Here is a 24,899-nt window from a genome sequence, read left to right on the forward strand (position 1 = left end):
GAGGCCGTCACGGGAATACTCGAACCAGCACTGGCAGCTGATCACTTCCCAGAACCACTGTGCGAAACGGCGACATCTGCCGCAGTTCGAGAGGTCGTATCGTCCGACCTGGGAGGGCCATTGTTCCCACAACGGATCAAACAGTGCTGTGGAATCATCGACACAGACTGACCGAGCTGGAAACGCCGCACATTGCACGACGCCGTCCTCTACTATTTGCTGGACTCAGCATTAGTACTCTGGAGGGACGTGGCGTGGCCCAGCAAGGCCCCGGCCCCGCCGGTATCCTCACGACCAACCCGTCCGGCGCACTAGGAGTCGAGGGGCACAAGCAGTCCGAACACCCGCGTCGCGACCCGTCCTTCGGCGAGCAGCGCCGGGTGTGCTGCCACCACAGCCTCACCGCCGGACCACGGTCGGCTGTCCAAGAGGACTTCGCTGTTCAGCAGCACACCGTCGTTGTGCGCGACGAACAACCGGAGCCCGTGCACCTTCCGGCTGAGCTCTTCCGCGCGCAACGCTTCCAGCACCCGGTCGAGCAGCGGCTCGACGGACGGCACGGTCTCGGAGAACATGGTGATCTGCGCGCCCAGCACCAGCTCGAACGCCCCAGCCGGATGCTCGTACCGCTCGCGCTGGACCTGATCGGCCGCGGCACTGGGCAGCAGCAACCCCTCGATGAGGGGATGCAACGCGCCGCGGCTGAACATGTTCACCGCGCGGCCGATCGCCTCGCGCCACGTGGGGCCGTGCCCGGCGAAGCTCTCGACGAGCCACGGCTCGGCCAGCGCGGGATGTGACACGGCGAAGTCGATCTGAGCCATCACCACGCCTTCCGGAGCGGGGTGCACGACGAGGTTCGTGTCGACACGAGCGTCCTCGCCCAGTGGGATGCCGTGCTCGCGGAGGAAAGCCTCGAAGATTGCTTGCGGTGAAGGCACACCGCCGTCGCCCTCGGCGGCCGGTTCCAGGTCCTTGAACAGCACAGGTTCGGCGAGTTCCAGGTCCGCGAGCTGCGATCCGGAGTTCAGCGCCTCGTTGATCACGGCGAACGTGCTGCTGCGGAACGCGATCCGCTCGAATTCCGCACGGCTCGCGTACTGCGCGCGATCGAACGCCGCCACGAACACCGGCTCCTGCGCAAGGAGAACCTGCCCTCGGGAGTCGCGCACAGCTTCCGGATACGTGACGTCCGGCAGCAGCCGCCGGACGTAGGCCATCGGCAGGAAGACCAGCAGCCGCTCGGCCAGCCACGGCTCGACTCCCGCGCCGGTCAGCCGTTCCCAGAAAACATCGTCGCTCGGCGGTTCTTCGCCCGCGCAGAACGCGGCGATCCCGACTTCGAGCGCGCCATCGAGCCCCCATGATGCGATCACCGCGGAAGTCTAGAGGAACAGCAACGGTCGTCACGCGGAACCCGTACCGGCTGGAGCAGCATCGTGACGTGCCTGATCAGCCCCAGCCGGGAACGTGGCTGGGGCTGCTGTTCGGCATCGGCACGGGAGGCGGGTGTTGGCTACACAGTCGTGGAGCCAACACCCTAGTGGGGTTAAGGGGTGGTGTTGATCAGGATGCTGGCCCAGCGTTGGTTAGGTTGCCGAGGTCGGCCCACTGTGCTGTAGGCGTGGCGTTGGCGGTGCCGTTACCGAGAGCTTCGGCGATCTTGGCGGAGTAGACGCTGCGGAGGGCGAGTGTGCCGTTGGCGACGGTGGTGAATTCCCAGTGCTGGTTAACGCCACTGTGGCAGGTGTATTGGGTGATCGGGGTTCCGTTGTTGTAGTTGGGTGCAAGGTCGAGGCATTTGCCGGAGTTCTGGTTCTTGAGGTTGTATTTGTTGTCGCCGAGCGGGGTGAGTTTCCAGACCTGTTTGGCGCCGGCAACGCAGTCCCAGAGCTCGGTGCCTGCGCCGTCGCGTAGTGCGTCCTGGCCGACGCCGGCGACCTGGATGCACCGTCCACCGTTGGCGTTCTTGAGTTCGATCGAACCGGGTGTCATGGTGACGGTCTTGTAATCGATGGTGCTGCCGCTCTCGTTGCTCCAGTCGATCCGCCCGTTCTGGAAGAAGTTGCGGCGTCCCTTGGGTAGGAGGAGTTCGTCGGCGGTGGGGTAGCCGAGGGAGTCCCATTTGCTGCGGATGTTGCCGTACACGGAACAAGCCGGGACCGTCATCAGAGAAGGGAGGTATCCGTCGTGGCCTACGCTCAACCAACCGACGGTGATCCGCCGGGCTGGCGTGCTCGGTTTAAACGTCCTGATAGGACGTGGGGGAGCAGGTCGGGTTTCAACACCGAGAAGGCGGCTGAAGCCTGGGGTCAGCAGCGGCACGAGTACGACAGCGAAGCGCGGGCGATCCAGAACCGTGAGCCGCTCAAGGAGATCGGTGGACGTCTGTTCAAGGGTGGCCGCCGGGTCGACACCACGCGGCTCGCTGATCTCGGGCCGCGACCGACTCACCCGGTGACACCGCGGCGACAGGGCGGTCGGGCGAAGAAGGGCCGGACCAAGACCCGGGCGGGAACCCGAAGCGTTGAGCTGCCGCCGAGCATCGCGGTCTTTTATGAGGAGCTGATGGACAGCCACAGCTTCCCGTTCGTGCTCTGCAGTGCCGAAGGTGCGCCGTTGCGGCGGTCGAACTTCCGTGACCGGTACTGGCGCCCGGTCTGGGACGGCAGCGATGCGGAGCACACGCGGTCGGTGGAAGTGGTGCAGCCGATCCTGCCCGACCTTCACCTTCCACGAGGTGCGGCCCAGTCACAGCACTTGGCTCGCCGACAACGGTATCCCCGAAGTCGCCCGCAGAGCACGTTTGGGTCAAAAGATGAAAGGCATCGCGAGGTCTACGACCATGTGACTCCGCTGATGCGCCGTCAGATTCTGCAAGCGCTGGAGACCCGGTGGATCGGGTTCGCTGGTCGCGCTCACCCCTAGTGAGCGGGCGAAACTAGGGGAGCGATTCCCGCACCTGCACACCACTTTCCGTGACGTGCAGCTGGAGACGGCCCCGAGGCTGCCCCCATTGAACGACTGAAGCCCCGCCCCTCCGAGGAGGAGCAGGGCTTCTGACCTGCGAAAACAGATGGTGCGCGATACTGGGATTGAACCAGTGACCTCTTCCGTGTCAGGGAAGCGCTCTCCCGCTGAGCTAATCGCGCGAGGTGGAGACGGGATTCGAACCCGTGTACACGGCTTTGCAGGCCGTTGCCTCGCCTCTCGGCCACTCCACCGTGTCAGGCCCGAGAGGGCCTTCCGAGCGGATGACGGGATTCGAACCCGCGACCCTCACCTTGGCAAGGTGATGCGCTACCAGCTGCGCTACATCCGCACATCCTCGGTTCGGATGGGAGGTCAGAACCTCGCGGTTCTGTCTCTCACCCCGTCGCCGTGGTGTGTGTGAACACTATCCGATCCCGAAAACGGCCCTGCAACCGGGGGTGCCACTTGCTGTTCGCAAGCCCGTAATCAGGCCAGATCGTTGGGGATCAGGTGGGTCAGGGCATCGTCGACGTCGACCCAGAGGTGCTCGTTGCCGGGGAGCACGACGTCGTACGTCCGGTCGAGGAAGTCGGCCAGCTCCTGAGCGGACGCCTCGAACATGGCGTGCCCGGACGGCGAGTTCAGTTCGATGAGGACGGACTCGGGGTCTTCGACGGAGGGGCGGATGCGTACGTCGCCGTCGCCCGCGTCGGCCAGGAGGCCGTCCGCGAGGAGGTCGCGCGCGTAGACCCACTCGACCCAGCCGGCGCGGCCGGTACGGAAGGCGGCCACGACCGCGTAGGGGTCGCGTGTGTCGTATCGCAGTTCCACCTTGACCGGAACCGCGGGGGTCCGCGGCGCCAGGAGGTCGAACACCGCCGTCGAGCGGAGCGTCACGTGATCGTTGCGCATCGTCCTACCCTTCGTCTCCTTCCCGGCCCGGTCGAACCGAGTGGCGATGATGTGACGTATCGGCCGGCCGATCGGAACGCGGTTTTGCCGCAGATCACCCGGACGGGGTCATCGGACCCCGGGTTCATCCTCCGTCACCCCATCATCACCCGCGCGACGCGCAGCCCTACATGCGCCCTGCAGGCAGTCCACATGTACATACTGCGCGGTTTAGTCGTCACGCGATAGCACCGTCGCACGAATGTCGAAACGCGTCGCGGGCGCCCCCCGGCCGGGAAAGCCCCGGCTAGCTCGTGGTTGTTCGCTCCGTATTTGCTGGTGAGCGGAGTGTGGTCGGGTGGAACCACCCGTTTGCAGGCCCCCTAAAGTCGTGGGGTAGAGTCTGCCGGACACCGCGAGCGGGCGATTAGCTCAGCGGGAGAGCGCTTCGTTCACACCGAAGAGGTCACTGGTTCGATCCCAGTATCGCCCACCGGATGAAGGCCCTGGACCGATGGTCCGGGGCCTTGATTCATTCTCGGGCCGTGTCCGCCGTGAGCTGTCCGGGGGCATTCGATCCCCAGGTCGGACGCGGGTTATGTGGGGGCGGTACTTCTGCCGTGCCGGGCGGCACCGGCGGCGCGGCCGAATTTCCCGGTGTGGCCGCGGGTCGTGGGGCCGTCACGGTTCGAAGATCCACGAAGCCCATCGTTCCGGCCGGAGTGGACACTCGTCGGGCATCCCGCGTCACGTCACGAAAATGTCGTATGACTCGACGATCGAGACTTCTTTGTGATCCTCGGCACGGAACGACCGCCGAAAGGTTCAGACCACGGGAAAGGTGATGCGGGTCATGGGAGGCCGGCTCGCCCTCCGTCTCCGGTGGCGGCGCTCGTCGTGATGCTGACGTGATGTGACGAAACGCCACTCCGGTGACCGATTGACAAGGTAGGTCGGCTTGCGGTGAGCGCGCCAGGGCGGCGGTCGTCCTCCGAGTGCGTGAAATCCACAGTGGACCGGCCGTCGATCGACTTGCGGGAACCGTCCACTGTGGAGTTTTGGGGGCCGTTCGGCCGATCGGGGAGGCGATGCTCCGAGTGGCCGCGAAGCAAGGGAATTCATGACTACTTTGAGTAGTTGTTCGGCGGATACGGTCTATTACGCATCGTCATCATGTTGTTATCAACACGGCATTCATTTGCCGGATGCTCGCCCAGGGTGTGGCTGGAAATCCTTGTAACGATGGCCGGAGAGTGGCCGATACCTTGGCGTGTGTCGCCCCATCGGCCGCTGAGAATGCGTGAGAATCGATCACTCTTCGAAATCACTCTCATTTACTCAGCGTGTCGATCCGGCGTTCGGGAATCCCCACTCCGGGAGGTCTGATGGAAGAGTCGGTGCGGCCGTCGTCCACCGTCAACGGGACGCCGCAGCACATCGACCTTCAGTCGATCCCGCTTCCCCCGCAACGGGGTACGGGCAGCGCCGCCGCGGTCGGCACGACTTCGGCGCGGCCGCCTTACGCGGCTTGGGAATCGCGCTACCGCGCATGGGTCATCGGTAGTGACGTTTTCACCGCTTTCGCGCTCATCGTGATGAGCGCCTTCTTGATCGATCGATCCGATCCGCACGACATGCACGCGCTCGGTACCGCCGCGGCCTTCCTGTTCGGACTGTCGGTCTGCCGAGCCTGGAGCCCGCGTGTGCTGGGAGAGGGGGCGGAGGAGTACCGGACGCTGGGGCGTGGCCTGGTGACCACCGCCGTCCTTGTCGCGTTGGGCGGTCTGCTCTTCGGTGCGCTCGCCGTGCAGCCGTGGGTGTTCATCGTCGTCCCGATGATCTCCGTCTTCATGTTCCTGCAGCGGTACGCGCTGAGACAGGTGCTGCACCGGCGCAGGCGGCTCGGTGAATGCCTGCTGCCGGTGCTCGCGGCGGGAAGTCCCGACACGGTCGCCGACCTCATCGCGCGTACCAAGGCCGATCCGCATGTCGGGTGGCGCGTGGAAGCCGTCTGCACGTATTCCGGTGCCGGTGCGGAACGGGGGAGCGGTGAGGTGGAAGGCGTCCCGATCGTCGGGAAGCTCGACGATCTCGCGGGCCACGTCCGCCGCGGCGGCTACCGGGTGGTCGCCGTGACCGCCGATCAGCACTGGAATCCGAAACGGCTGCAGCGGCTCGCCTGGGACCTCGAAGGCACTTCGGCCGAGATGGTGGTCGCGCCGATGCTGATGGAGGTCGCCGGTCCCAGGTTGAACGTCTCCGGCGTGCTCGGCATGCCCCTGCTTCGGGTCACCGCGCCGATGTTCACCGGCGGCCGCCGTCTGGTGAAGGAGGCGCTCGACCGGTTCGGTTCCGCCCTGCTCCTCACCCTCGTTTCCCCCTTGCTGCTGGCGGTCGCGGTCGCGATCAAGCTCGACGACCGCGGCCCGGTGATCTACCGGCAGCGTCGCGTCGGCCGCGACGGTCACGCCTTCACGATGCTGAAGTTCCGCACGATGGTCACGAACGCCGACAAGCTCAAGCAGGACCTCCAGGCGGACAACGAAGGCGCGGGCCCGTTGTTCAAGATGCGCAAGGACCCGAGGATCACTCGGGTCGGCGGCCTCCTTCGCCGGTACTCCCTCGACGAGTTGCCGCAGCTGTTCAACGTCGTGAGCGGGCGGATGTCGCTCGTCGGCCCCCGGCCGCCGCTGCCCGAGGAGACCGCGAAGTACGCCCCCGACGCGCGCCGCCGTCTCCTGGTCAAGCCGGGGCTGACCGGGCTGTGGCAGGTCAGCGGCCGCAGCGACCTCAGCTGGGCCGAGAGCATCCGCCTCGACCTGCGTTACGTCGAGGACTGGTCGCTCGCCCTCGACCTGGTGATCCTCTGGAAGACCTTCCGCGCCGTGGTGCAGGGACGAGGCGCCTACTGACGCTTTCCTGTGACCGGACCCACACCCAGAGATAGTTGAGCGAGAAATAGTTCAGCGCTCAACTAGGTTGGGACGGGTACAGGACGCGTACGGAAGGAAGATCCACCCATGACCACCAGCGTTGAGCCGACCGAAGCCTTGAACCTCCCGCAGGACGTTCAGGACCTGTTGTTCCGCGAGGCCCGTACCGCGAACAGCTTCAGCGACGAGCCGGTGACCGACGAGCAGATCCGTGCGATCTACGAGCTGGTCAAATGGGCCCCGACGTCGATGAACAACCAGCCGCTGCGCGCGCTGGTGATCCGCACCGAAGAGGGCAAGAAGCGGCTCGCCCCGCTGATGTCCGAGGGCAACCGCGCCAAGACCGAGGCCGCGCCCGTGACCGTCGTGCTAGCCGCCGACACCGAGTTCCACGAGCACCTGCCGCGCACGTTCCCGCACTTCCCGGGCGCCAAGGACCTGTTCGCCGACGAGGCGGGCCGGGTCGAGACCGCCAAGCTCAACGCCCTGCTGCAGGTCGGCTACTTCATCATCGGTGTCCGCGCCGCCGGGCTGGCCGCCGGCCCGATGACCGGCTTCGACGCCGAGGGCATCGACAAGGAGTTCTTCGCGGACAAGCCGTGGAAGTCCCTCGTCGTGATCAACGTCGGCAAGCCGGGCGACAACCCCTGGTTCGACCGCCTGCCGCGGCTGGACTTCGACGAGGTCGTCGAGACCGTCTGACCTCGTTCCGCGGTACGCGAAGGCCTTCTTCCGATGGGAAGGAGGCCTTCGTGCTGTTAGGGGTAATGCGCGTGAGCCGTGCGACGGGTGACGACTAACATCACACGAAACATCCGCTTGCATCGCGAGGAGTCCATCGTGTCCCAGCCGTCGTCAGTAGCAGCCGCAGCCGCCCCTCGCGTGGTGGTACCGGCCGGCACTACGGCGGGCACCGCGGTCCGCGAAGCAGGGCTGCCGACCAAGGGGTCGGACACGATCGTCGTCGTGCGCGACGCCGAGGGGAACCTCCGCGACCTTTCCTGGGCCCCGGAGTCCGAGGTCGAGGTCGAAGCCGTCGCGGCGAACACCGAAGACGGACGCAGCGTCATCCGCCACTCGGCCGCCCACGTGCTCGCCCAAGCCGTGCAGCAGCAGTTCCCGCAGGCCAAGCTCGGCATCGGGCCGCCGGTCAAGGACGGCTTCTACTACGACTTCGCCGTCGACACCCCGTTCACCCCGGAAGACCTGCAGGCGCTCGAAAAGCGCATGAAGCAGATCGTCAAGGGCGCGCAGCAGTTCTCCCGCCGCGTCTTCGACTCGGTCGACGAGGCGAAGAAGGAACTGGCCGACGAGCCGTTCAAGCTGGAGCTCGTGGACATCAAGTCCGATGTGGACACCTCCGAGGTGATGGAGGTCGGCGGCGGCGAGCTGACCATCTACGACAACCTCGACCCGCGCACCAAGGAACGTGTGTGGAGCGACCTCTGCCGTGGCCCGCACGTGCCGACCACCAAGTTCATTCCGGCGTTCAAGCTCACCCGCGTCGCCGCCGCGTACTGGCGCGGTGACGACAAGAACCCGCAGCTGCAGCGGATCTACGGCACCGCTTGGGAATCCGCCGAGGCGCAGGACGTCTACCTGGAGCGCCTGGCCGAGGCCGAGCGGCGTGACCACCGCAAGCTCGGGGTCGAGCTGGACCTGTTCTCCTTCCCCGATGAGATCGGCTCGGGGCTTCCGGTGTTCCACCCCAAGGGCGGGATCATCCGGCAGGAGATGGAGAACTACTCGCGCCAGCGGCACGTCGAGGCCGGGTACGACTTCGTCTACTCGCCGCACATCACCAAGGGCGCGCTGTTCGAGACCTCCGGTCACCTCGACTGGTACCGCGACGGCATGTACCCGGCGATGCACCTCGACGCCGAGCACAACGAGGACGGTTCGGTCCGCAAACCCGGCCAGGACTACTACCTCAAGCCGATGAACTGCCCGTTCCACGACCTGATCTTCCGTTCGCGCGGGCGTTCCTACCGGGAACTGCCGCTGCGGATGTTCGAGTTCGGCTCCGTGTACCGCTACGAGAAGTCCGGCGTGATCCACGGCCTGACCCGCGTGCGCGGCATGACGCAGGACGACGCGCACATCTTCTGCACCCTCGAGCAGGTGCCCGGTGAGCTGAAGTCCCTTTTGGACTTCGTGCTGAACCTGTTGCGCGACTACGGTCTCGACGACTTCTACCTCGAACTGTCCACTCGGAACGACGAGAAGTACATCGGTTCCGAAGAGGTCTGGGCCGAGGCGACCGAGGTGCTGCGCACCGCCGCCGTGGACTCCGGGCTGGAACTGGTGCCGGATCCGGGTGGCGCCGCGTTCTACGGGCCGAAGATCTCCGTGCAGGCGAAGGACGCGCTGGGCCGCACCTGGCAGATGTCGACCATCCAGCTGGACTTCATGCTGCCCGAGAAGTTCGAGCTGGAGTACACCGCGGGCGACGGCAGCCGTCAGCGCCCGGTGATGATCCACCGCGCGCTGTTCGGTTCGATCGAGCGGTTCTTCGGCGTGCTGACCGAGCACTACGCGGGCGCGTTCCCGGCGTGGCTTTCGCCCGTCCAGGTGGTCGGCATCCCGATCACCGAGGACCAGGTCGAGCACCTGCGCGGGGTCGAGAAGGCGCTGCGGGCCAAGGGGATCCGGGTCGACGTCGACGCGAGCGACGACCGGATGCAGAAGAAGATCCGCACTCACACCACGCAGAAGGTGCCCTTCATGCTCCTGGCGGGCGCGAAAGACGTCGAGGCGGGCGCGGTGTCGTTCCGGTTCCGCGACGGCGGCCAGATCAACGGTGTCCCGGTGGCCGACGCGGTCGAGGCGATCGCCGGCTGGGTCCAGCGCCGCGAGAACGCTTCGCCGACCGTGGCGGGCTTGGAGGCGGTACTCCGGTGACGGGCCCCGATGGCCCTGAAGTCGTCGGACAGGACGGTGTGGGGGTCCCGGACGCGTTGCAGCGCCTGTGGACCCCGCACCGGCTCGCCTACGTGCAAGGGTCGAAGAAGCCCGACGAGGACTGCCCGTTCTGCCATCTTCCCGGCAAGAGCGACGAGGACGCGCTGATCATCGCGCGCGGGAAGACCGTGTACGTGGTGCTGAACCTGTACCCGTACAACCCCGGTCACCTGATGGCCGTGCCGTACCGCCATGTCGCGGACTACACGGATCTGACGGCGGAAGAGACCGTCGAGGTGGCGGAGTTCACCCAGCACGCGATGCGGGTGATCCGGGAGGTTTCGTCGGCGCACGGGTTCAACATCGGGATGAACCAGGGCGTGATCGCCGGCGCGGGGATCGCCGCGCACCTGCATCAGCACGTGGTGCCGAGGTGGGGCGGCGACGCGAACTTCATGCCGGTGATCGGGCATACGAAGGTGCTGCCGCAATTGCTGGGGGAGACCCGGCAGTTGCTGGCGGACGCCTGGTAATTCTCGGACAGACGGGAAGTACATGAAGGCCCCCTTCCTTGCGCCAGGCGCAAGGAAGGGGGCCTTCATGTACTTCGAGCGACCGGCTCAGGCGTTGAGAGCGGCCTGAAGCTCGATGTCGATCTTGACCTTCTCGGACAGGAAGGCGTTGCCCTCCGGGCCGATGCCGAAGTCGCGGCGGTTCACGGTCGCGGTGGCCGAGACGCCGAGGGTGGTGGCGTTGTCGTTGGCCGGGTTGGTGCCGATGCCGTTGAACTCGGCCTCGAGCGAGACCGGGACGGTCTTGCCGCGCCAGGTGAGCTCACCGTCGATGACGTAGTCGCCGCCGTCCTCGCGGATACCGGTCGAGCGGAAGGTGATGACCGGGTGCTCGTCGACGTGGAAGAAGTCCTCGGACTTGAGGTGCGTGTCGCGCCCGTCGACGCCGCTGGCGACCGACGAGGCGTCGATCTCGACGGTGACCGACGAGTCGAGAATGTTGTCGGCGGTGACGACCTCACCGGTGAAGGCGGTGAAGTTGCCCCGGGACTTCGCCAGGCCGAGGTGCTTCACGGTGTAGGCGATGTCGGAGTGGGCGGTGTCGATCGTCCACTTGCCTGCGACGTAGCCCGGGATCTCGGTGGTGGTCATGAGAGTCGATCTCCAAAAAGTCTGAGTGCGGTCCTGGTGAACCCTCGTCTGGTTGAGCGCTCAACCATGACTGTAGCGCAATTTGGTTGAGCGTTCAACCAGGGGTAGAATGGGCGGCATGTCCGAACCCCGATGGCTCTCCGACGAGGAGCAAAAAGTCTGGCGCGACTTCTCCGCGGCCACGCGAATGCTGCAAGCGCACCTGGAGGGCCAGCTTCAGCACGAGGCGGGCATGCCCCATACGTACTACGAAGTGCTCGTCGCCCTGTCCGAAGCGCCGGACAGGCGGCTGAGGATGAGCGAACTGGCCGACGCGCGCAAAGCGTCGCGCAGCAGGCTCTCCCACGCGGTCGCGAGGCTCGAGGCGAACGGCTGGGTGCGCCGTGAGTCGTGCCCCACCGACAAACGCGGCTCCTGGGCGGTGCTGACCCCCGAGGGTTTCGCGGCGCTGGAGGAGGCCGCGCCCGGGCACGTCGAGGCCGTCCGCGAGAGCCTCTTCGACCCGCTGACCCCCCAACAGGTGAAGGCGCTCGGCGAGATCAGCGCCGCCGTCCTGGGGCGGCTGTCGCCGAAATGCGCCGCCGCCGAGGCGGAACTGGCGATGCGGGAAGAGACCCTCGCGGACCTCGAGGGCTCGGCCGAACTGGCCAAAGCGGACTGACCTGAACCCGGTCCAGGGGCGGGCGCGTCACTGCTGTCGGTGCGGGTGGATAGGCTTCGGGCGGCCACCCGACCCTGCTGCTTAGGTGCACCTGAAGAACCGATGCTCAACATTTTCGCGCGCGCCTCCGTTTCCCGCGTCACCGACCCGATGGGGAAGGTGCTCGTGCGCGCCGGGCTGACCCCGAACGCGATGACCGTCATCGGCACGGCCGGGGCGGTGCTGTGCGCGCTCGGGTTCTTTCCCAACGACATGCTGCTGTGGGGCACCTTCACCGTCTGGGGCTTCGCGATGCTGGACCTGCTCGACGGCGCGATGGCCCGCGCCCGCGGGTACGGCACGGCGTTCGGGGCCGTCCTCGACGCGACCTGTGACAGACTGGTCGACGGCGCGTTGTTCGCCGCGATCGCGTGGTGGTGCTTCGTCCACGACGACAACCGCCCGGCCGCGGCCGCCGCGCTGATCTGCCTGGTGCTCGCGCAGGTCATCTCGTACGTGAAGGCCCGCGCCGAGGCCTCCGGGCTGGAGGCCGACGGCGGCCTCGTCGAGCGGGCGGAACGCCTGATCATCGCCCTTGTGGGAACCGGACTGCACGGCCTGGGCGTTCCGTACACCGTGGACATCTCGCTCTGGCTCCTCGCGGTGCTTTCGGTGATCACCCTGCTGCAGCGGACAGCCGCGGTGGCCAAGGCGGCGAGGGCCGCCAAAGCGGCCGGGCCACCCCCCGCGGAGGGCGGAGCATGAGCGGGTTCTCCCAGCGGCTCAGTGACTTCGGCTACGCGGCGGGCTGGCGGCTCGCGCGCTGGTTGCCGGAGTCCGCCGGCGCGGTGACCTTCGGGCTGGGCGCCGACCTCGCCGTCCGGCGAGACGGAGGCGGCGTCCGCCAATTGCGGCGCAACCTCGCCAGGGTCGTACCGCAGGCCGATGGTGTCGAGCTCGACGAACTGACCCGCCGCGCGATGCGCTCCTACGCCCGCTACTGGCACGAGATGTTCCGGCTGCCCTCGATGGACCACAAGGAGGTCAGCCGCAAGGTCGCCCAGTCGATCACCGGCGTGGAGAACCTCGACGCCGCCCTCGCCGAGGGCAACGGCGCGGTGATGGCGCTGCCGCACAGCGGGAACTGGGACGCCGCCGGCGTCTGGCTCGCGGACTATCTCGGCGGTTTCACCACGGTCGCGGAGCGGCTGAAACCCGAATCGCTGTACCAGCGGTTCGTGTCCTACCGGGAATCGCTCGGTTTCGAGATCGTCCCGCTGACCGGCGACAGCTCCGCGATGCGCGTGCTGCTCAAACGGCTGCGGGAGAACAAGGCGATCTGCCTGGTGGGGGACAGGGACCTGACGAATTCCGGCGTGCCGGTGAAATTCTTCGGCGAGCAGACCCGGATGCCGGGCGGGCCCGCCCGCCTGGCCGCCACCACCGGCGCCGCGCTGATCCCGGCGGGGTGCTGGTTCACCGAGGACGGCTGGCAGATCAGGCTGCATCCGCGGATCCGGGTGACGAACCGGTCCGAGGTGCCGGCGGCCACGCAGGCGCTGGCGGACATCTTCGCCGGGGACATCGCCGCGCATCCGGCGGACTGGCACATGATGCAGAAGTTCTGGCTCTCCGACTTCGAAGCCGGGGAACAGGCCGCCCTCGGCGAAGCGAGCTGAGCCGATGGCGCAGGCGCGGATCATGAAGATCGGGATCGTCTGCCCGTACTCGTTCGACGTACCGGGCGGCGTGCAGGGACACGTCATAGATCTCGCGAAGGCGTTGCTGGCACGCGGGCATCAGGTCTCCGTCCTCGCTCCGGCGGACGAGGATTCCGACGTCCCGGATTTCGTCGTCCCCGCGGGGAAGGCGCTCGGCATCCCGTACAACGGCTCAGTCGCGCGGTTGCAGTTCGGCCCGGTGTCCTACGCGCGGGTCCGGCGGTGGATCCGCGACGGCGACTTCGACGTCCTGCACCTGCACGAGCCGGCCGCGCCGAGTCTTTCCCTCTTGGCGCTGAAGGTCGCGGACGGGCCGATCGTGGCGACCTTCCACACCGCGACGACGCGTTCGCGCACGCTGGCGGCGTTCCAGCCGGTGCTCCGCCCGCTGCTGGAGAAGATCACCGCGCGGATCGCGGTTTCGGCGCTGGCCCGCCGGGTCCAGGTCGAACACGCCGGTGGCGACGCGGTGGAGGTGCCCAACGGCGTCGACGTCGACTTCTTCTCCCGCGCGCTCCCGCTGGACGGCTACCCGCGCGCGGGCGGCACGGTCGGCTTCGTCGGGCGGTACACCGAGCCCCGCAAGGGGATGGGAGTGCTGCTGGAGGCGTTGCGGATGCTGTTGCCGGCGTTCGAGGAACTGCGGCTGCTGGTCGTCGGCCGTGGTGACGCCGATCAGCTCCGCCGCGAGGCCGGGCCGGAGCTGGCACCGCATATCGATCTGCTCGGCCAGGTCGACGACGAGACGAAGGCGCGGGCGTTGCGGAGCGTCGACGTCTACTGCGCGCCGAACACGGGCGGCGAGAGTTTCGGGATGATCCTCACCGAGGCGATGGCGGCGGGCACGCCGGTGCTGGCGAGCGGGCTGGACTCGTTCCGCCGGGTGCTCGACGACGGCAAGGCCGGGATGCTGACCGAAACCGGCGACGCCGCCGCGCTGGCCGACGGTCTCCGCGAACTGCTCGGGGACCCGGCCCGGCGGGTGTCGCTGGCGGCGGCCGCCGGGGAGCGCGTCGCGATGTTCGACTGGTCCGTGGTCACCACGCAGGTGCTCCGGGTGTACGAGACCGCGATCGCCGCCGATCCCCGGCGCGTCGGCGCGGGTGAACGCGAGTTCAGCCGATGACGACCTGGGTCTGGATCGGCGGTCTCGTGGCCGCGATCGTGGTACTGGGCGGGCTTTTCCTGCTCGCGACGGCGAACAGGCTGGACCGGCTGCACATCCGCACGGACGCGGGCTGGGCGGCGCTGGACGCGGCCCTCGCGCGGCGAGCCGTCGTCGCCAGGGCGGCCGCCGCGATTCTGGGCGACGAGGAGCTGCGCGCATTGGCCGAGCGTGCCGAGCGGGCGCCGAGGCCGGATCGCGAAGCCGAGGAAAGCGAACTGACGCTGCGGCTGGCGCGCGTCGACCGGGCGGCTCTGCCGACGCCGCTGGCCGAAGAGCTGACCGACGCCGAGCACCGCGTCGTCATCGCGCGGCGCGTGCACAACGACGCCGTCCGGGACACCTTGCACCTGAGGCGGCGGCGGAAGGTCCGGTACTTCGGCCTCGCGGGGACCGCCCGGCTTCCGGAATACTTCGAGATCGCCGAACCCGATCTGTAGGAGGACGATTCCATGAGCGAGCGGCTGCTGGTGGCGGTGTTCGCGACGCCCGTCGCGTCGTTCCTCCTGCGCTACGGCAAGGACCTCGGCTACAAGGTGGTGTTGTTCGAGCCGGACGGTGCACGGGTGACCGACGTCGAGGACGGCTTGGACGCCCTCACGACGGTGCCGGATCTCGGCCCGGACGCCGACGTCGTCGTCACCGATCACGACCGGCCCGAACTCGGCGAGGTCCTCAAGGCCGTGCTGGACCGCCCGACCAGGTGGGTCGGGGTACTCGGCAATCCGCGCCACGCCGGCCCGCATGTGGCCGCGCTCAAGGCCTTGGACGTTCCCGACACCGAGATCGCCAGGGTCCATCGCCCGGTCGGGCTGAACATCGGCTCACGCACGCCGCCCGAGATCGCCGTCGCCACCCTGGCCGGTCTGCTGGCGGACCGGAACGGGCGGCCGGGCGGTTTCGACTTTCCGCCACCCGGCGTTTAGTTCGCCACCGCTCCTTCCGGCATCGGCTCGAACCGGGCGTGCCTGCGGGTGAACGTCGCCGTGCCCGAGGTCAGCGACCGCAGGTCGATGGCGTAGCGCAGGAGCTCTGCAGCGGGGACCTCGGCGCGGATGACCGTGCGGCCGCCTTCACCCGATTCGGTACCGAGCACGCGGCCACGCCGGGACGAGAGATCACCCAGCACGGTGCCCAGATGCTCGTCCGGGAGCCGCACCGCCACCTCTTCGAGCGGTTCGAGCAGCGCGATCTTGCCCGCCGCGGCGGCCTCCTTCAGCGCCAGCGCGCCCGCCGTCTGGAAGGCGGCGTCCGACGAGTCGACGCTATGCGCCTTGCCGTCGACGAGGGTCACGCGGATGTCGATCAGCGGATGGCCGTCGACGATCCCTCGCTGAGCCTGGGCCCGGACTCCTTTTTCGACGCTCGGGATGAACTGGTGCGGCACCGAACCGCCGACGACCTTGTCCACGAACTCGAAACCCGACCCCCTCGGCAGTGGCTGGACCTCGATGTCGCAGACGGCGAACTGGCCGTGCCCGCCGGACTGCTTGACATGCCGGCCGTGCCCGCGGCCCGGACCGGCGAAGGTCGACCGCAGGCTGATGCGGACGGGCTCGGTGTCCACGTCGGCGCCTCCCGCGCGCAACCGCGACAGCACGACGTCGGCGTGGGCCTCGCCCATGCACCACAGCACGAGCTGGTTGGTCTCGGCGTTGCGGTCCAGCCGGAGCGTCGGATCGCCCGCGACGAGCCGGGAAAGGTTGCGCGCCAAGGTGTCCTCGTCGCTGCGCGTCTTCGCGACCACGGCGACCGGCAGCAGCGGTTCCGGCATCGCCCACGGCTTCATGATCAGCGGGTCGTCCGGTGAGGAAACGGTGTCGCCCGTTTCCGCAGAGCCGACCTTGGTGAGCGCGCAGAGGTCGCCCGCGACGCAGTACGGGACTTCCCGCAGATTCGCCCCGAGCGGCGAGTACAGATGCGCGACCCGCTCGTCGGCGTCGTGATCCTCGTGCCCCCGTTCGGCGAGCCCGTGCCCCGAGACGTGCACCGGGCGTTCGGGGCGAAGCGTCCCGGAGAACACCCGCACCAGGGACACCCTGCCGACGTAGGAGTCGACAGCGGTCCGGACGACCTCGGCCGCCAGCGGGCCGTCGGGATCGGCCCGGAGCCCTGCGTGTGGTTCGCCGGTGGGGGAGGTGACCTCCGGAGGGACGTGCTCCAGCGGTGAGGGGAAGGCGCGCACCATCCCGTCGAGGACTTCGGCGAGCCCCACCCCGGTCGTCGCGCATACGGGGATCACCGGATGGAAGGAGCCGCGGGCGACGGCGGTTTCGAGGTCGGCGATCAGCGTGTCCTCGGCGATCTCCTCACCGGCGAGGTACCGCTCCATCAGGGACTCGTCCTCGCTCTCGGCGATGACCCCTTCGATCAGTTCGTTGCGGGCCTCGGTCATCCGAGCGAGATCGGCCTCGTCCGGCTCGCCGACCTGGGGTGGGAAACCGTTCGAATAGTCGAAGTAGCGGCGCGTGATGAGCCCGACGAGCCCGTCACGTGCGGGCAGGTACAGCGGGAGGACTCCGGCCCCGAAGGCCTCCTGACAGGCCGCGATCTCGCCTTCGGGGTCGGCGCGGTGATGGTCGAGCCGGGAGACGACCACCGCCCTCGGCATGCCGACGGCGGCGCATTCCTCCCAGACCGCGGTCGTGGCCGCGTCGACGCCTTCCGCTGCGCAGACCACGAACAGCGCGGCGTCGGCGGCGCGAAGACCGGCGCGCAGTTCGCCGACGAAATCGGCGTATCCGGGGGTGTCGATGAGGTTGATCTTGTAGCCCTGGTGCAGCACCGGCGCGACCGAGAGGCCGACCGACCGCTGCTGCCGGACCGCCGCGGGGTCGTGGTCGCACACCGTGGTGCCCTCGACGACCGAGCCCGCCCGGGTCACCGTGCCGGACGCGGCGAGCAGCGCTTCGGCGAGTGTCGTCTTCCCTGATCCCGACGGGCCGACCAGGACGACGTTGCGGACCTTCGCCGGGTCGTCCACAGCGACGGCGGCCCCGGAGTCTCCGTTCTTGCTCTGTTTGTCGGCCATGCCGGTCTCCTCACCACACGATGCCGCGTACAGGTGTGTCCTCGATCACACACCCGCGACGGGCGTCGCGGCAAGGCGACCGGCGAGGGAACCCCCGAATGTCGAAGCGCCGTTATGCTCGATGGCGGACACCCGGAGGCGGATCCGACGGTGGGGATGAGCGGTGGAGCTCGACAGGCGAACCGTGTTGTGGCTGGCGGGGGCGGTCCCGGTGATGGCGGCGTTGCCCGCGGGCGGTGGTCCGTGGGAACGCTTGCGCGCCCGGTTGACGGGGGAGCTGTTCCAGCCCGGCGACCCGGGGTACGACGAAAAGAGGCTCGGGTTCTTCAGCCTCTACGACCATCGGCTGCCCGCCGGTGTCGCGGTCTGCGCGAACGAGGACGACGTACGGCACTGTGTCGATTTCGCGGCCAGGCAGCGGATTCCGATCGCGGCCCGCTCAGGCGGGCACAGTTACGCCGGCCATTCCCTTGTGGACAAAGGGCTGGTCGTCGACCTGTCCCGGCTGAACGCGGTCGACATCCTGCCCGGCGGCCGGGCGGCGATCGGAGCGGGTGCCCGGCTCGGCCAGGTGTACGAGGCCTTGGCGGCGGCGGGCCGCGCGCTGCCCGCCGGCAGTTGTCCCCAGGTCGGTATCGCCGGGCTGACCCTCGGCGGCGGGATCGGCGTCTTGGCCCGCAAGTATGGGCTGACCTGCGACAATGTGGAATCTGTCCGTTTCGTCGGCGCGGATGGGACGGCGCGGCTGGTGTCGGAGGAGACCGCGCCAGACCTGCTGTGGGCGTTGCGCGGCGGGGGTGGCGGCAACTTCGGCATCGTCACGTCGTTCACCTTCCGCACGGCGGCGGCCAGGACGCTGACGAACTTCACCCTGGTCTTCCCGCCCGCCGTGGTGCCCGCGCTGGTCGCGGCTTGGCAGGAGTGGCAGCCCGCGATGCCGGATGAACTGTGGTCCGGGATGGGCCTCGGTGCGACGGCCGCGAACTGTGGTGGCTGCTTCGTGGGCTCCGCCGCGCAGGTGAACCCGTTGCTGGACGAGCTGATCCGCCGCGTCGGCACTGAGCCGACCGAACGCGAGGTGACTGAGCAGGGACACCTGGCCACGATGCGCGCCTTCGCCAGAGAAGCCGCCTTCCCTGCCGCGGTCGCGCAGCGTGGGGACTATGTGGCCACTTCGAGGATGCTGACGCATCCGGTGCGCGACCCTGGTGCGCTCGCGACGTTGCTGAGCAGCGATCCCCATCTGTATTCGATCGTGGACGCATACGGCGGCGCGATCGCGCGGGTTCCGTCGAACGAGTCGTGCTTCCCGCATCGGTCCGCGCTGGGCAGTGTCCAGATCATCCGGGGACTGGAGGGCGGCGAGGCGTACGCGCGCCAGGTGATCGGCCGGGTCCGGGACGAACTCAGCCGCGAATACGGGCAGGCCGGGTACGTCAACTACATCGACCCGGAGATGCCCGAGTGGGCGAAGGCGTACTACGGCGATAGCCTTCCGCGCCTCCGCCGGGTGGCGCGGAAATACGACCCGGATGGCCTCTTCGCCTTCACCCAAGGCCTGGCCCGCTAGACGGTCTCAAAACTCAAGGGTGTGTCACTGCGTAACCTGCCGGTCCTGGTCGTCGATCGTGGGCAGTCGTGGCGAAGACGACGCAGCAGCGGCGGGTCGAAGACCGGCTCTGGGAGCTGATCGAACCCCTGATCCCGTCCCGGCCAGCGCCGCGCGGTCCGGGTGGGCGGCCCCGGCTCGATGACCGTGCCGCGCTGGAGGGGATCTTGTTCGTGCTCGACACCGGCTGCCGCCGGCGAGACCTACCCGAGCAGCTCGGATGCGGTTCCGGGCACACCGAGCATGCTGTTCGAGCCGCTGCTGGACACGAACCCGACCGTGCGCGGCCACCACGGCCGGGCGGGCCGGCCACGATGCCGACCGGACAAGCTGCACGTCGACAAGGGCTACGACTACCGCCGCTACCTGACCCGCCGCGGTATCAAGGTCCGTATCGCCCGGCGCGGGATTGAGGGCAAGTCCGCCTCGGCCGGGTCCGCTGGGTCGTCGAACGCACCATCTCCTGGCTGCTGCGGTTCAAGCGCCTCGGGCTGCGCTACGACCGGGCCGGACGCACCACGCCGGCGCTACTCACGCTGGCCTGCACCGTGATCAACGTGCGCCGACTCATAAAGATCGAGCTCTGCGACCAGGTCTAATGCATCCATTCACTCGTTTGGGTACATCGGTAGCTCTGTGACCGTGGGGGTGACTCGTGAGCTTCGGAGCGCGGAGCAGGTCCTCGGGTCGGCACAGGCCCCCGTCGCCACGAGGGAGATCGATCTCCTGGAGGAGGCCGCGTTGCTGACGGCATCATCGACGGGGATGAACGAGCAGTCTCGTCGGGACGTGATCAGCCATCGGTGGGGCCGCCTCTTCAGAGGCGTTCGATGCGGTCGGCCTGCGGGCCCCGGTCGCTCTGACGCACCGCGTACCGGACCCGGTCACCCTTCTGCAGCGGCTCCGACCCCATGATCACGGACGCGTGGGCGAAGAGATCGTCGCCGCCTGCGTCCGGGGTGATGAAGCCGAAGCCGCGGTCGGCGTCGTAGCGCGCGACGACGCCCTCGCCGCCTCGTACGGGCACGTCCCGCGCCGCCGGCCCTGCGGCCGCGGCAGGTGCCGATCGCTGCGGCGCCGTCTGGGGCTCGGCGCCCCGGACCAGGTGCACGTCGCGGGCCTGCGGGCCCTTGTCCCCACTAGCCACCTCGTAGGCGACGCGGTCGCCCTCCGCGAGCCACGTCAGCCCCTCGGCCAGGGCCCGGGCGTGAACGAAGACGTCCCCGGCGCCGGAGTCGGGGTTGATGAAGCCGAAGCCCTTGTCCTCGTCGTACCAGGCCACTGTGCCGTCGGCACCGTCCGCGATACCGGCCGCAGCGGGTGAGCCGGCCCCTGCTCCCAGCGGGATCACGTGCCCGGCCTGCGGGCCGCGCTCGCCTTCGACGATCAGGAAGGCCACCCGCTGCCCCTCGGTGACCACGCCGCCGGTCACGATGGCGGAGCTGTGCACGAAGATGTCGGCGCCGCCGCCGTCCGGCGACGCGAAGCCGTACCCCTTGCCCGGCTCGTACCAGTTGACGGTGCCGAGCAGGCCCACGGCGCTGCCGGTGGCCACATCGGCGGTGACGCGAACGCGCAGCGCCTGGGGCCCGCGGTCGTTCTCGCCGACCTCGAACACGACGGCCTGACCCTCGCGGAGCACTTTCGCGCCGTCGTCCCCGACGATCTCGGAGGCGTGCACGAACACGTCCGGCGAGCCGTCCTCGGGGGCGAGGAAGCCGAAACCCCGTTCGACGTCGAACCAACGGACGGTCCCTTGCGGCATAAAAGGCTCCAGGTCGAGAGGGCGGGCACTGGCCCCCAGTCTCCCTGACAGACCTCCGGTCCGTCGGGCCGGGCCCACAGACGGGCGGTGCGGAGCCAGGGGCGGGCCGTTGGTTCACCTAGCGACACGCCGAGTTTTGAGACCAGGTCTTAGTCCTTTGGATGCGGTCCTTGCACGCGCGACTACCGCCTTCGGAGGACCAAATGCGGGCCAGATCACCTAGTGGACTGCTGAAATCGCCGCGAACTGGCCTGCTTCAGAGGTCCAAAAGCGGCCTACGCTCGGAGGTGTCACCCCCACTTCGTGCGCTTTCCGAAAGGTCCAGCAGTGTCTGACGACTCCACGAACACGGCCACCACCTCGCTCACCGGCACCGCCCGGGTCAAGCGCGGGATGGCGGAGATGCTCAAGGGCGGTGTGATCATGGACGTGGTCACCGCCGAACAGGCGAAGATCGCCGAGGACGCCGGCGCCGTCGCCGTGATGGCGCTCGAGCGGGTTCCCGCGGACATCCGCGCCCAGGGCGGCGTCGCCCGGATGAGCGACCCGGACCTGATCGACGGCATCATCGAGGCCGTTTCGATCCCCGTCATGGCGAAGGCCCGCATCGGCCACTTCGTCGAGGCGCAGCTGCTGCAGTCGCTCGGCGTCGACTACATCGACGAGTCCGAGGTGCTGACCCCGGCCGACTACGAGAACCACATCGACAAGTGGGCCTTCACCGTGCCCTTCGTCTGTGGTGCGACCAACCTCGGCGAAGCGCTGCGTCGTATCAACGAGGGCGCGGCGATGATTCGTTCCAAGGGCGAGGCCGGCACCGGCGACGTCTCGAACGCGACCACGCACATGCGCAAGATCCGTGCGGAGCTGCGCCGGCTTTCCTCACTGCCCGAGGACGAGCTTTACGTTGCGGCGAAGGAACTTCAGGCTCCGTACGACCTCGTCAAAGAGGTCGCGGAGAAGGGCAAGCTCCCCGTCGTGCTGTTCACCGCCGGCGGTATCGCGACCCCGGCCGACGCCGCGATGATGATGCAGCTCGGTGCCGAAGGCGTGTTCGTCGGCTCCGGCATCTTCAAGTCAGGCAACCCGGCGCAGCGCGCCGAGGCGATCGTCAAGGCCACCACGTTCTACGACGACCCGGACGTCATCGCGAAGGTTTCGCGCGGTCTCGGTGAAGCCATGGTCGGGATCAACGTCGACGACGTGCCCGAGCCGCACCGCCTGTCCGAGCGCGGCTGGTAACACTTCGGCTCCTGTACGGGACGGCCCGGTGCTCCTCGATGAGCCCGGGCCGTCCCGCGTGTATCAGGAGGTGGGGCCGTTCCTGGTCAGCACGCTTCCTTGTGCCGCGGCACTGAGCGTCGTGGTCCCGTCCTGGCTGATCACGGAGAGATCGCAGCGGCACGTGGCTTGCCGTCGGCCGCTGTGCAGGACCCGCGCTTCCGCCACGAGCCGGATTCCTTGTGCCGGGCGCAGATAGTTGATGCTGAAGCCGCCAGTGAGGACATCCGGGCCCAGTGTGGTCCCGGCCGCGAAGGTGATGGCGTTGTCCGCGGCGTAGGCGAGGACGCCGCCGTGGAGATATCCGTTCTGCTGCAACAGCTCTTCGCGGATGTCGAGTTCCAGCGTCGCGGCACCGTCACCGAACGAGGCCACCCGGGCCCCGAGCAGAACGCTGAACGGTTGCGAGGCGAGGCCCTTTTGGGCGTCTTCGAGGGTCAATGCGGTCATCAGAGCCACGCTTTCAAGTCGGCCAAATCCACCATGGGCATTCCCCAGCGCAGCGCCGCGACTTCGAGGTCGGCGCTGCCTGCCATCGTGCCGTCGGGGTTCATCACTTCACAGCACACCCCGACCGGAGCGAGGCCGGCGGCGGTGCACAACGCGACTGTCGCCTCCGTGTGCCCGGACCGCTCGGCGAGCAGACCCGGCCGTGCGGCGAGCGGGAACACATGTCCAGGGCGCAGGAAGTCCTCGGCGGTCGCGTCCGGATCGGCCAGCTTCCGCACGGTGGCCGCGCGTTCGGCAGCGGATACGCCGGTGCCCGTTCCCGCGGCCAGGTCGACCGGTATCGACCACGCCGTCCCCTGCCGGTCGCCTTCGCCGGGCATCTGCGCGATCTCAAGGCGCCGCAGCACTTCCGGCGCGCACGGCACCGCCGGAAAGCCGCAGACCTTGGTCAGCAGGAAGGTGAACGACTCCGGGCGGAGCCGCGCGCCGGCGAAGATCACGTCGCCCTCGCCCTCGGTCTCCGGATCCCACACGACGACACCGCCACCGGCGGCGAGCTGGCGCAACACCTTCTCCACACCGGCGCGTCCGTCGACGTGACCGGCCCACGGCAGCTGAGGCAAAGCCTTGCCCACCGCCGAAGGTGGCGCCTTCTCGACCAACCGGCCGACCAGGTCGAGTTCCAGGTTCACCCGGTCTCCGGCCTTCAGACCGCCGAGCGTGGTGACAGAGCGGGTCATCGGGAGCAGTACGACCGAGATCCGGTCGCGCAGCACTTCGGCGATGGTCACGCTGACACCGTCAAGAGCGATCGGGGACTTCGCGAGCAGCCGGTCCAGCAAACGCTCCGGCGGCCGGAGCCAGACCCGGCGGGAGCCGCCTTCGTCGTCGATCCGGATCACTTTGCCGACGGCGTCGACGTAACCTTGGACCAGGTGGCCGTCCAGCGGATCGCCCACCTGAAGCGGCGTCTCGACGTTGACGGCGTCCCCGGCCGCGAGCGTGTCGAACGTCGACCTGCGACGGGTTTCCGCGGAGAGCACCGCCTCCAAGGCATCATCGACCGGCCGTACGGTGAGCCGTACGCCGTTGACGCACGCCGATCCGCCATCGCGGACTCGGCCCGCGCTCTTCGGCGCCCGCACACGCAGCACGTCGCCCTTGATCTGTTCGACGGCACCCAGCTCGCCGATTCTCCCGGTGAACATGAATCATCACCCCATTTGACGCCGTACCCCAGGAAGTCCGGCGACGGCCGGACGAAGGGGACGCGGGGTGTCACCGCCTGGTCCCGGAATCGCACCGGGTCGTTCCACCCCCTCGGCGGAACCGGCCGACTGTACGGCCGCACCGTGGAATCGCACCACGAGTCGATCATAGCCGGAGTCATGGCCGGTTTTCGCAGCCGATGAGACCGAATTCGTCAGTGCCGGGGCCACTTGGCCGGAGGTCCCGTCGGGGACGGGGGAGGCGAGTGGGCCGGGAAACTCCCTCGGCGGGCCGATCGGTGCCAAAGGCAGCCGAGTGCCGTCGTCGGGATCAAGGGCCGTCGAGTTCGGTGGCAGGCTGTTCGGTGCCTTGGGGTAAGTAGGCCAAGGACCACCGGTGTACCCGGCGGCGCCGGGTCGGTGAAGGTCTTGCCGGAACCCCGGGCGGGGCGCGGCCCGATGGAGTCGGCCTCGTGTGCCCGACTGGTTGTAGCCCATGATGGCCTGCGCCTTGGGGACGATCGCGTTCGGCATGCCGTCCTGTTCAGGGTCTGGAACCGGCCGGTTGACCAGCGCGTCCTCGGACATCGGCTTCAGGTCGCTGAGCGTCCGGTCCGGGTTCTTCAGACCGGCCGCCACCCGGGGATCCGGCGATTTCGGACCATGCGGACGTGCCTGCTTATAAGGTCCGGTCATGAGCCAGACGATCCCTTTCACCGACCTCAACTTCAAGCTCGCGGTCATCCAAGAGCTGATGTACAACCAGGAACTCCTGCCGAAGTTCGACCTGGGGCAGTACGCCGCCGAGAAGGGCTTCACCTACGACGGCGGCAGCGTCGAGGCTGTCCCCGAGGCCTTGGCCTACTTCGAGGCGCTCGAGGTCCCCGCCGAGTTCGCGGAGAAGATCACCGAGATCGAGATGGACGGCGGCAACGAGATCTACCTCCAGATCGCACCGAACTGGGACGGCGAGGACTCCCTGTTCAACGTCGACGAGTTCGCCGACGTCGCGCATTTTCCCCATCTGAAGTCGATGACCTTGCTCTACACGGGCAACGACGATGCGCTGGAGTCGCTGCGTGCTCGCGGCATCGAGGCGGACTGGCTCTGACGCGCCGCCAGCGGAGCTGAGCGGATGAACGACGTTGATGCGGCGAAGCTCGCCCGG

Annotated in this window: 22 protein-coding genes, 4 tRNA genes and 1 pseudogene; 16 read left to right on the forward strand and 11 right to left on the reverse strand. The window is 68.2% G+C overall.

The genetic code is table 11. The features are described 5' to 3' along the window. Positions 1 to 311: 311 nt before the first annotated feature. Together BLW75_RS01520 and BLW75_RS01525 are read right to left on the reverse strand one after the other, a co-directional pair. Positions 312 to 1,376, reverse strand: coding sequence for a DUF6348 family protein (locus tag BLW75_RS01520; protein ID WP_034307853.1), 1,065 nt, complete (start codon positions 1,374 to 1,376; stop codon positions 312 to 314). A gap of 190 nt (positions 1,377 to 1,566) precedes the next feature. Then, positions 1,567 to 2,148, reverse strand: a complete 582-nt coding sequence (locus tag BLW75_RS01525; protein WP_158005366.1) for an RICIN domain-containing protein — start codon at positions 2,146 to 2,148, stop codon at positions 1,567 to 1,569. A gap of 42 nt (positions 2,149 to 2,190) precedes the next feature. Between BLW75_RS01525 and BLW75_RS01530 the strand changes: the two genes are divergently transcribed. Further along, positions 2,191 to 2,928 (forward strand): integrase, encoded by a 738-nt coding sequence (locus tag BLW75_RS01530; RefSeq protein ID WP_241783383.1) that lies wholly within the window; start codon positions 2,191 to 2,193, stop codon positions 2,926 to 2,928. A 149-nt stretch (positions 2,929 to 3,077) separates the two neighbouring features. On the opposite strand, the gene BLW75_RS01535 is transcribed toward BLW75_RS01530, so the two are convergent. The 4 genes from BLW75_RS01535 to BLW75_RS01550 all read right to left on the reverse strand — a co-directional run bounded on the left by BLW75_RS01535 (position 3,078) and on the right by BLW75_RS01550 (position 3,885). After that, positions 3,078 to 3,152, reverse strand: a tRNA-Val gene (locus BLW75_RS01535). 1 nt (position 3,153) lies between these two features. Then, positions 3,154 to 3,224 (reverse strand) — tRNA-Cys (locus BLW75_RS01540). Between the two features lie 25 nt (positions 3,225 to 3,249). After that, positions 3,250 to 3,322 (reverse strand) — tRNA-Gly (locus tag BLW75_RS01545). Positions 3,323 to 3,459: 137 nt separating this feature from the next. Next, positions 3,460 to 3,885, reverse strand: a complete 426-nt coding sequence (locus BLW75_RS01550) for an SsgA family sporulation/cell division regulator (RefSeq protein WP_005159130.1) — start codon at positions 3,883 to 3,885, stop codon at positions 3,460 to 3,462. A gap of 400 nt (positions 3,886 to 4,285) precedes the next feature. Between BLW75_RS01550 and BLW75_RS01555 the strand changes: the two genes are divergently transcribed. From BLW75_RS01555 to BLW75_RS01575, 5 genes are all read left to right on the forward strand, one after another. Further along, positions 4,286 to 4,357, forward strand: a tRNA-Val gene (locus BLW75_RS01555). A gap of 892 nt (positions 4,358 to 5,249) precedes the next feature. Next, entirely contained in the window at positions 5,250 to 6,776 is a 1,527-nt protein-coding gene (locus BLW75_RS01560; RefSeq protein ID WP_034307848.1) for a sugar transferase, read from the forward strand. A gap of 108 nt (positions 6,777 to 6,884) precedes the next feature. Further along, a complete protein-coding gene (locus tag BLW75_RS01565; RefSeq protein WP_034307845.1) occupies positions 6,885 to 7,499 on the forward strand; it encodes a malonic semialdehyde reductase in 615 nt (204 codons plus the stop codon). Between the two features lie 180 nt (positions 7,500 to 7,679). Beyond that, complete coding sequence (gene thrS, locus BLW75_RS01570) at positions 7,680 to 9,698, forward strand: threonine--tRNA ligase (protein ID WP_034307843.1); 2,019 nt, start codon at positions 7,680 to 7,682, stop codon at positions 9,696 to 9,698. Beyond that, positions 9,695 to 10,231 carry an HIT family protein gene (locus BLW75_RS01575; RefSeq protein ID WP_034307839.1) on the forward strand — a complete coding sequence of 179 codons (537 nt, stop codon included), beginning with the start codon at positions 9,695 to 9,697 and terminating at the stop codon, positions 10,229 to 10,231. Before thrS ends, BLW75_RS01575 begins: the two co-directional genes overlap by 4 nt. An 87-nt stretch (positions 10,232 to 10,318) precedes the next feature. Here BLW75_RS01575 and BLW75_RS01580 read toward each other — a convergent pair whose 3' ends face one another. Further along, positions 10,319 to 10,861 carry a YceI family protein gene (locus BLW75_RS01580; RefSeq protein WP_034307837.1) on the reverse strand — a complete coding sequence of 181 codons (543 nt, stop codon included), beginning with the start codon at positions 10,859 to 10,861 and terminating at the stop codon, positions 10,319 to 10,321. A gap of 118 nt (positions 10,862 to 10,979) precedes the next feature. On the opposite strand from BLW75_RS01580, the gene BLW75_RS01585 reads away from it, so the two are divergent. From BLW75_RS01585 to BLW75_RS01610, 6 genes are all read left to right on the forward strand, one after another. Beyond that, positions 10,980 to 11,522 (forward strand): MarR family winged helix-turn-helix transcriptional regulator, encoded by a 543-nt coding sequence (locus BLW75_RS01585; RefSeq protein WP_034308048.1) that lies wholly within the window; start codon positions 10,980 to 10,982, stop codon positions 11,520 to 11,522. 102 nt (positions 11,523 to 11,624) lie between these two features. Then, positions 11,625 to 12,266, forward strand: a complete 642-nt coding sequence (gene pgsA / locus BLW75_RS01590; RefSeq protein WP_034307833.1) for a phosphatidylinositol phosphate synthase — start codon at positions 11,625 to 11,627, stop codon at positions 12,264 to 12,266. After that, positions 12,263 to 13,180, forward strand: coding sequence for a phosphatidylinositol mannoside acyltransferase (locus tag BLW75_RS01595; RefSeq protein ID WP_034307832.1), 918 nt, complete (start codon positions 12,263 to 12,265; stop codon positions 13,178 to 13,180). The genes pgsA and BLW75_RS01595 overlap by 4 nt, the downstream gene beginning before the upstream one ends. 22 nt (positions 13,181 to 13,202) lie before the next feature. Further along, complete coding sequence (locus BLW75_RS01600; RefSeq protein WP_034308046.1) at positions 13,203 to 14,348, forward strand: glycosyltransferase family 4 protein; 1,146 nt, start codon at positions 13,203 to 13,205, stop codon at positions 14,346 to 14,348. Beyond that, entirely contained in the window at positions 14,345 to 14,827 is a 483-nt protein-coding gene (locus tag BLW75_RS01605; protein WP_034307830.1) for a hypothetical protein, read from the forward strand. The genes BLW75_RS01600 and BLW75_RS01605 overlap by 4 nt, the downstream gene beginning before the upstream one ends. Before the next feature lie 12 nt (positions 14,828 to 14,839). Further along, entirely contained in the window at positions 14,840 to 15,313 is a 474-nt protein-coding gene (locus tag BLW75_RS01610; protein ID WP_034307827.1) for an XdhC family protein, read from the forward strand. Here BLW75_RS01610 and BLW75_RS01615 read toward each other — a convergent pair. Beyond that, the gene (locus BLW75_RS01615; protein ID WP_034307825.1) at positions 15,310 to 17,418 is read right to left on the reverse strand and encodes an elongation factor G-like protein EF-G2; all 2,109 of its coding nucleotides are present in this window, start codon (positions 17,416 to 17,418) and stop codon (positions 15,310 to 15,312) included. The two genes, BLW75_RS01610 and BLW75_RS01615, sit on opposite strands and share 4 nt — an antisense overlap. A gap of 163 nt (positions 17,419 to 17,581) precedes the next feature. Here BLW75_RS01615 and BLW75_RS01620 point away from each other — a divergent pair, with 163 nt between their 5' ends. Together BLW75_RS01620 and BLW75_RS01625 are read left to right on the forward strand one after the other, a co-directional pair. Continuing rightward, entirely contained in the window at positions 17,582 to 18,988 is a 1,407-nt protein-coding gene (locus BLW75_RS01620; RefSeq protein ID WP_034307823.1) for an FAD-binding oxidoreductase, read from the forward strand. A gap of 68 nt (positions 18,989 to 19,056) precedes the next feature. Next, positions 19,057 to 19,626 (forward strand): annotated as a pseudogene (locus BLW75_RS01625) (transposase). A 218-nt stretch (positions 19,627 to 19,844) separates the two neighbouring features. Here BLW75_RS01625 and BLW75_RS43895 read toward each other — a convergent pair. After that, positions 19,845 to 20,792 carry a cold-shock protein gene (locus tag BLW75_RS43895; protein ID WP_034307820.1) on the reverse strand — a complete coding sequence of 316 codons (948 nt, stop codon included), beginning with the start codon at positions 20,790 to 20,792 and terminating at the stop codon, positions 19,845 to 19,847. Between the two features lie 327 nt (positions 20,793 to 21,119). Here BLW75_RS43895 and pdxS point away from each other — a divergent pair, with 327 nt between their 5' ends. Next, positions 21,120 to 22,034: a pyridoxal 5'-phosphate synthase lyase subunit PdxS gene (gene pdxS / locus BLW75_RS01635; RefSeq protein ID WP_034307818.1), complete on the forward strand. Its 915-nt coding sequence runs from the start codon at positions 21,120 to 21,122 to the stop codon at positions 22,032 to 22,034. Positions 22,035 to 22,097: 63 nt separating this feature from the next. Here the strand turns inward: pdxS and BLW75_RS01640 are convergent, their stop codons facing one another. Beyond that, a complete protein-coding gene (locus tag BLW75_RS01640) occupies positions 22,098 to 22,523 on the reverse strand; it encodes a PaaI family thioesterase (protein ID WP_034307815.1) in 426 nt (141 codons plus the stop codon). Next, positions 22,523 to 23,731, reverse strand: a complete 1,209-nt coding sequence (locus BLW75_RS01645) for a 3,4-dihydroxy-2-butanone-4-phosphate synthase (protein ID WP_034307813.1) — start codon at positions 23,729 to 23,731, stop codon at positions 22,523 to 22,525. Before BLW75_RS01645 ends, BLW75_RS01640 begins: the two co-directional genes overlap by 1 nt. Positions 23,732 to 24,425: 694 nt before the next feature. Between BLW75_RS01645 and BLW75_RS01650 the strand changes: the two genes are divergently transcribed. Continuing rightward, a complete protein-coding gene (locus tag BLW75_RS01650) occupies positions 24,426 to 24,842 on the forward strand; it encodes a DUF6892 domain-containing protein (RefSeq protein WP_034307811.1) in 417 nt (138 codons plus the stop codon). Positions 24,843 to 24,899 lie beyond the last annotated feature (57 nt).

Origin of the sequence: Amycolatopsis lurida (assembly GCF_900105055.1) — a bacterium.
Taxonomy (GTDB): domain Bacteria; phylum Actinomycetota; class Actinomycetes; order Mycobacteriales; family Pseudonocardiaceae; genus Amycolatopsis; species Amycolatopsis lurida.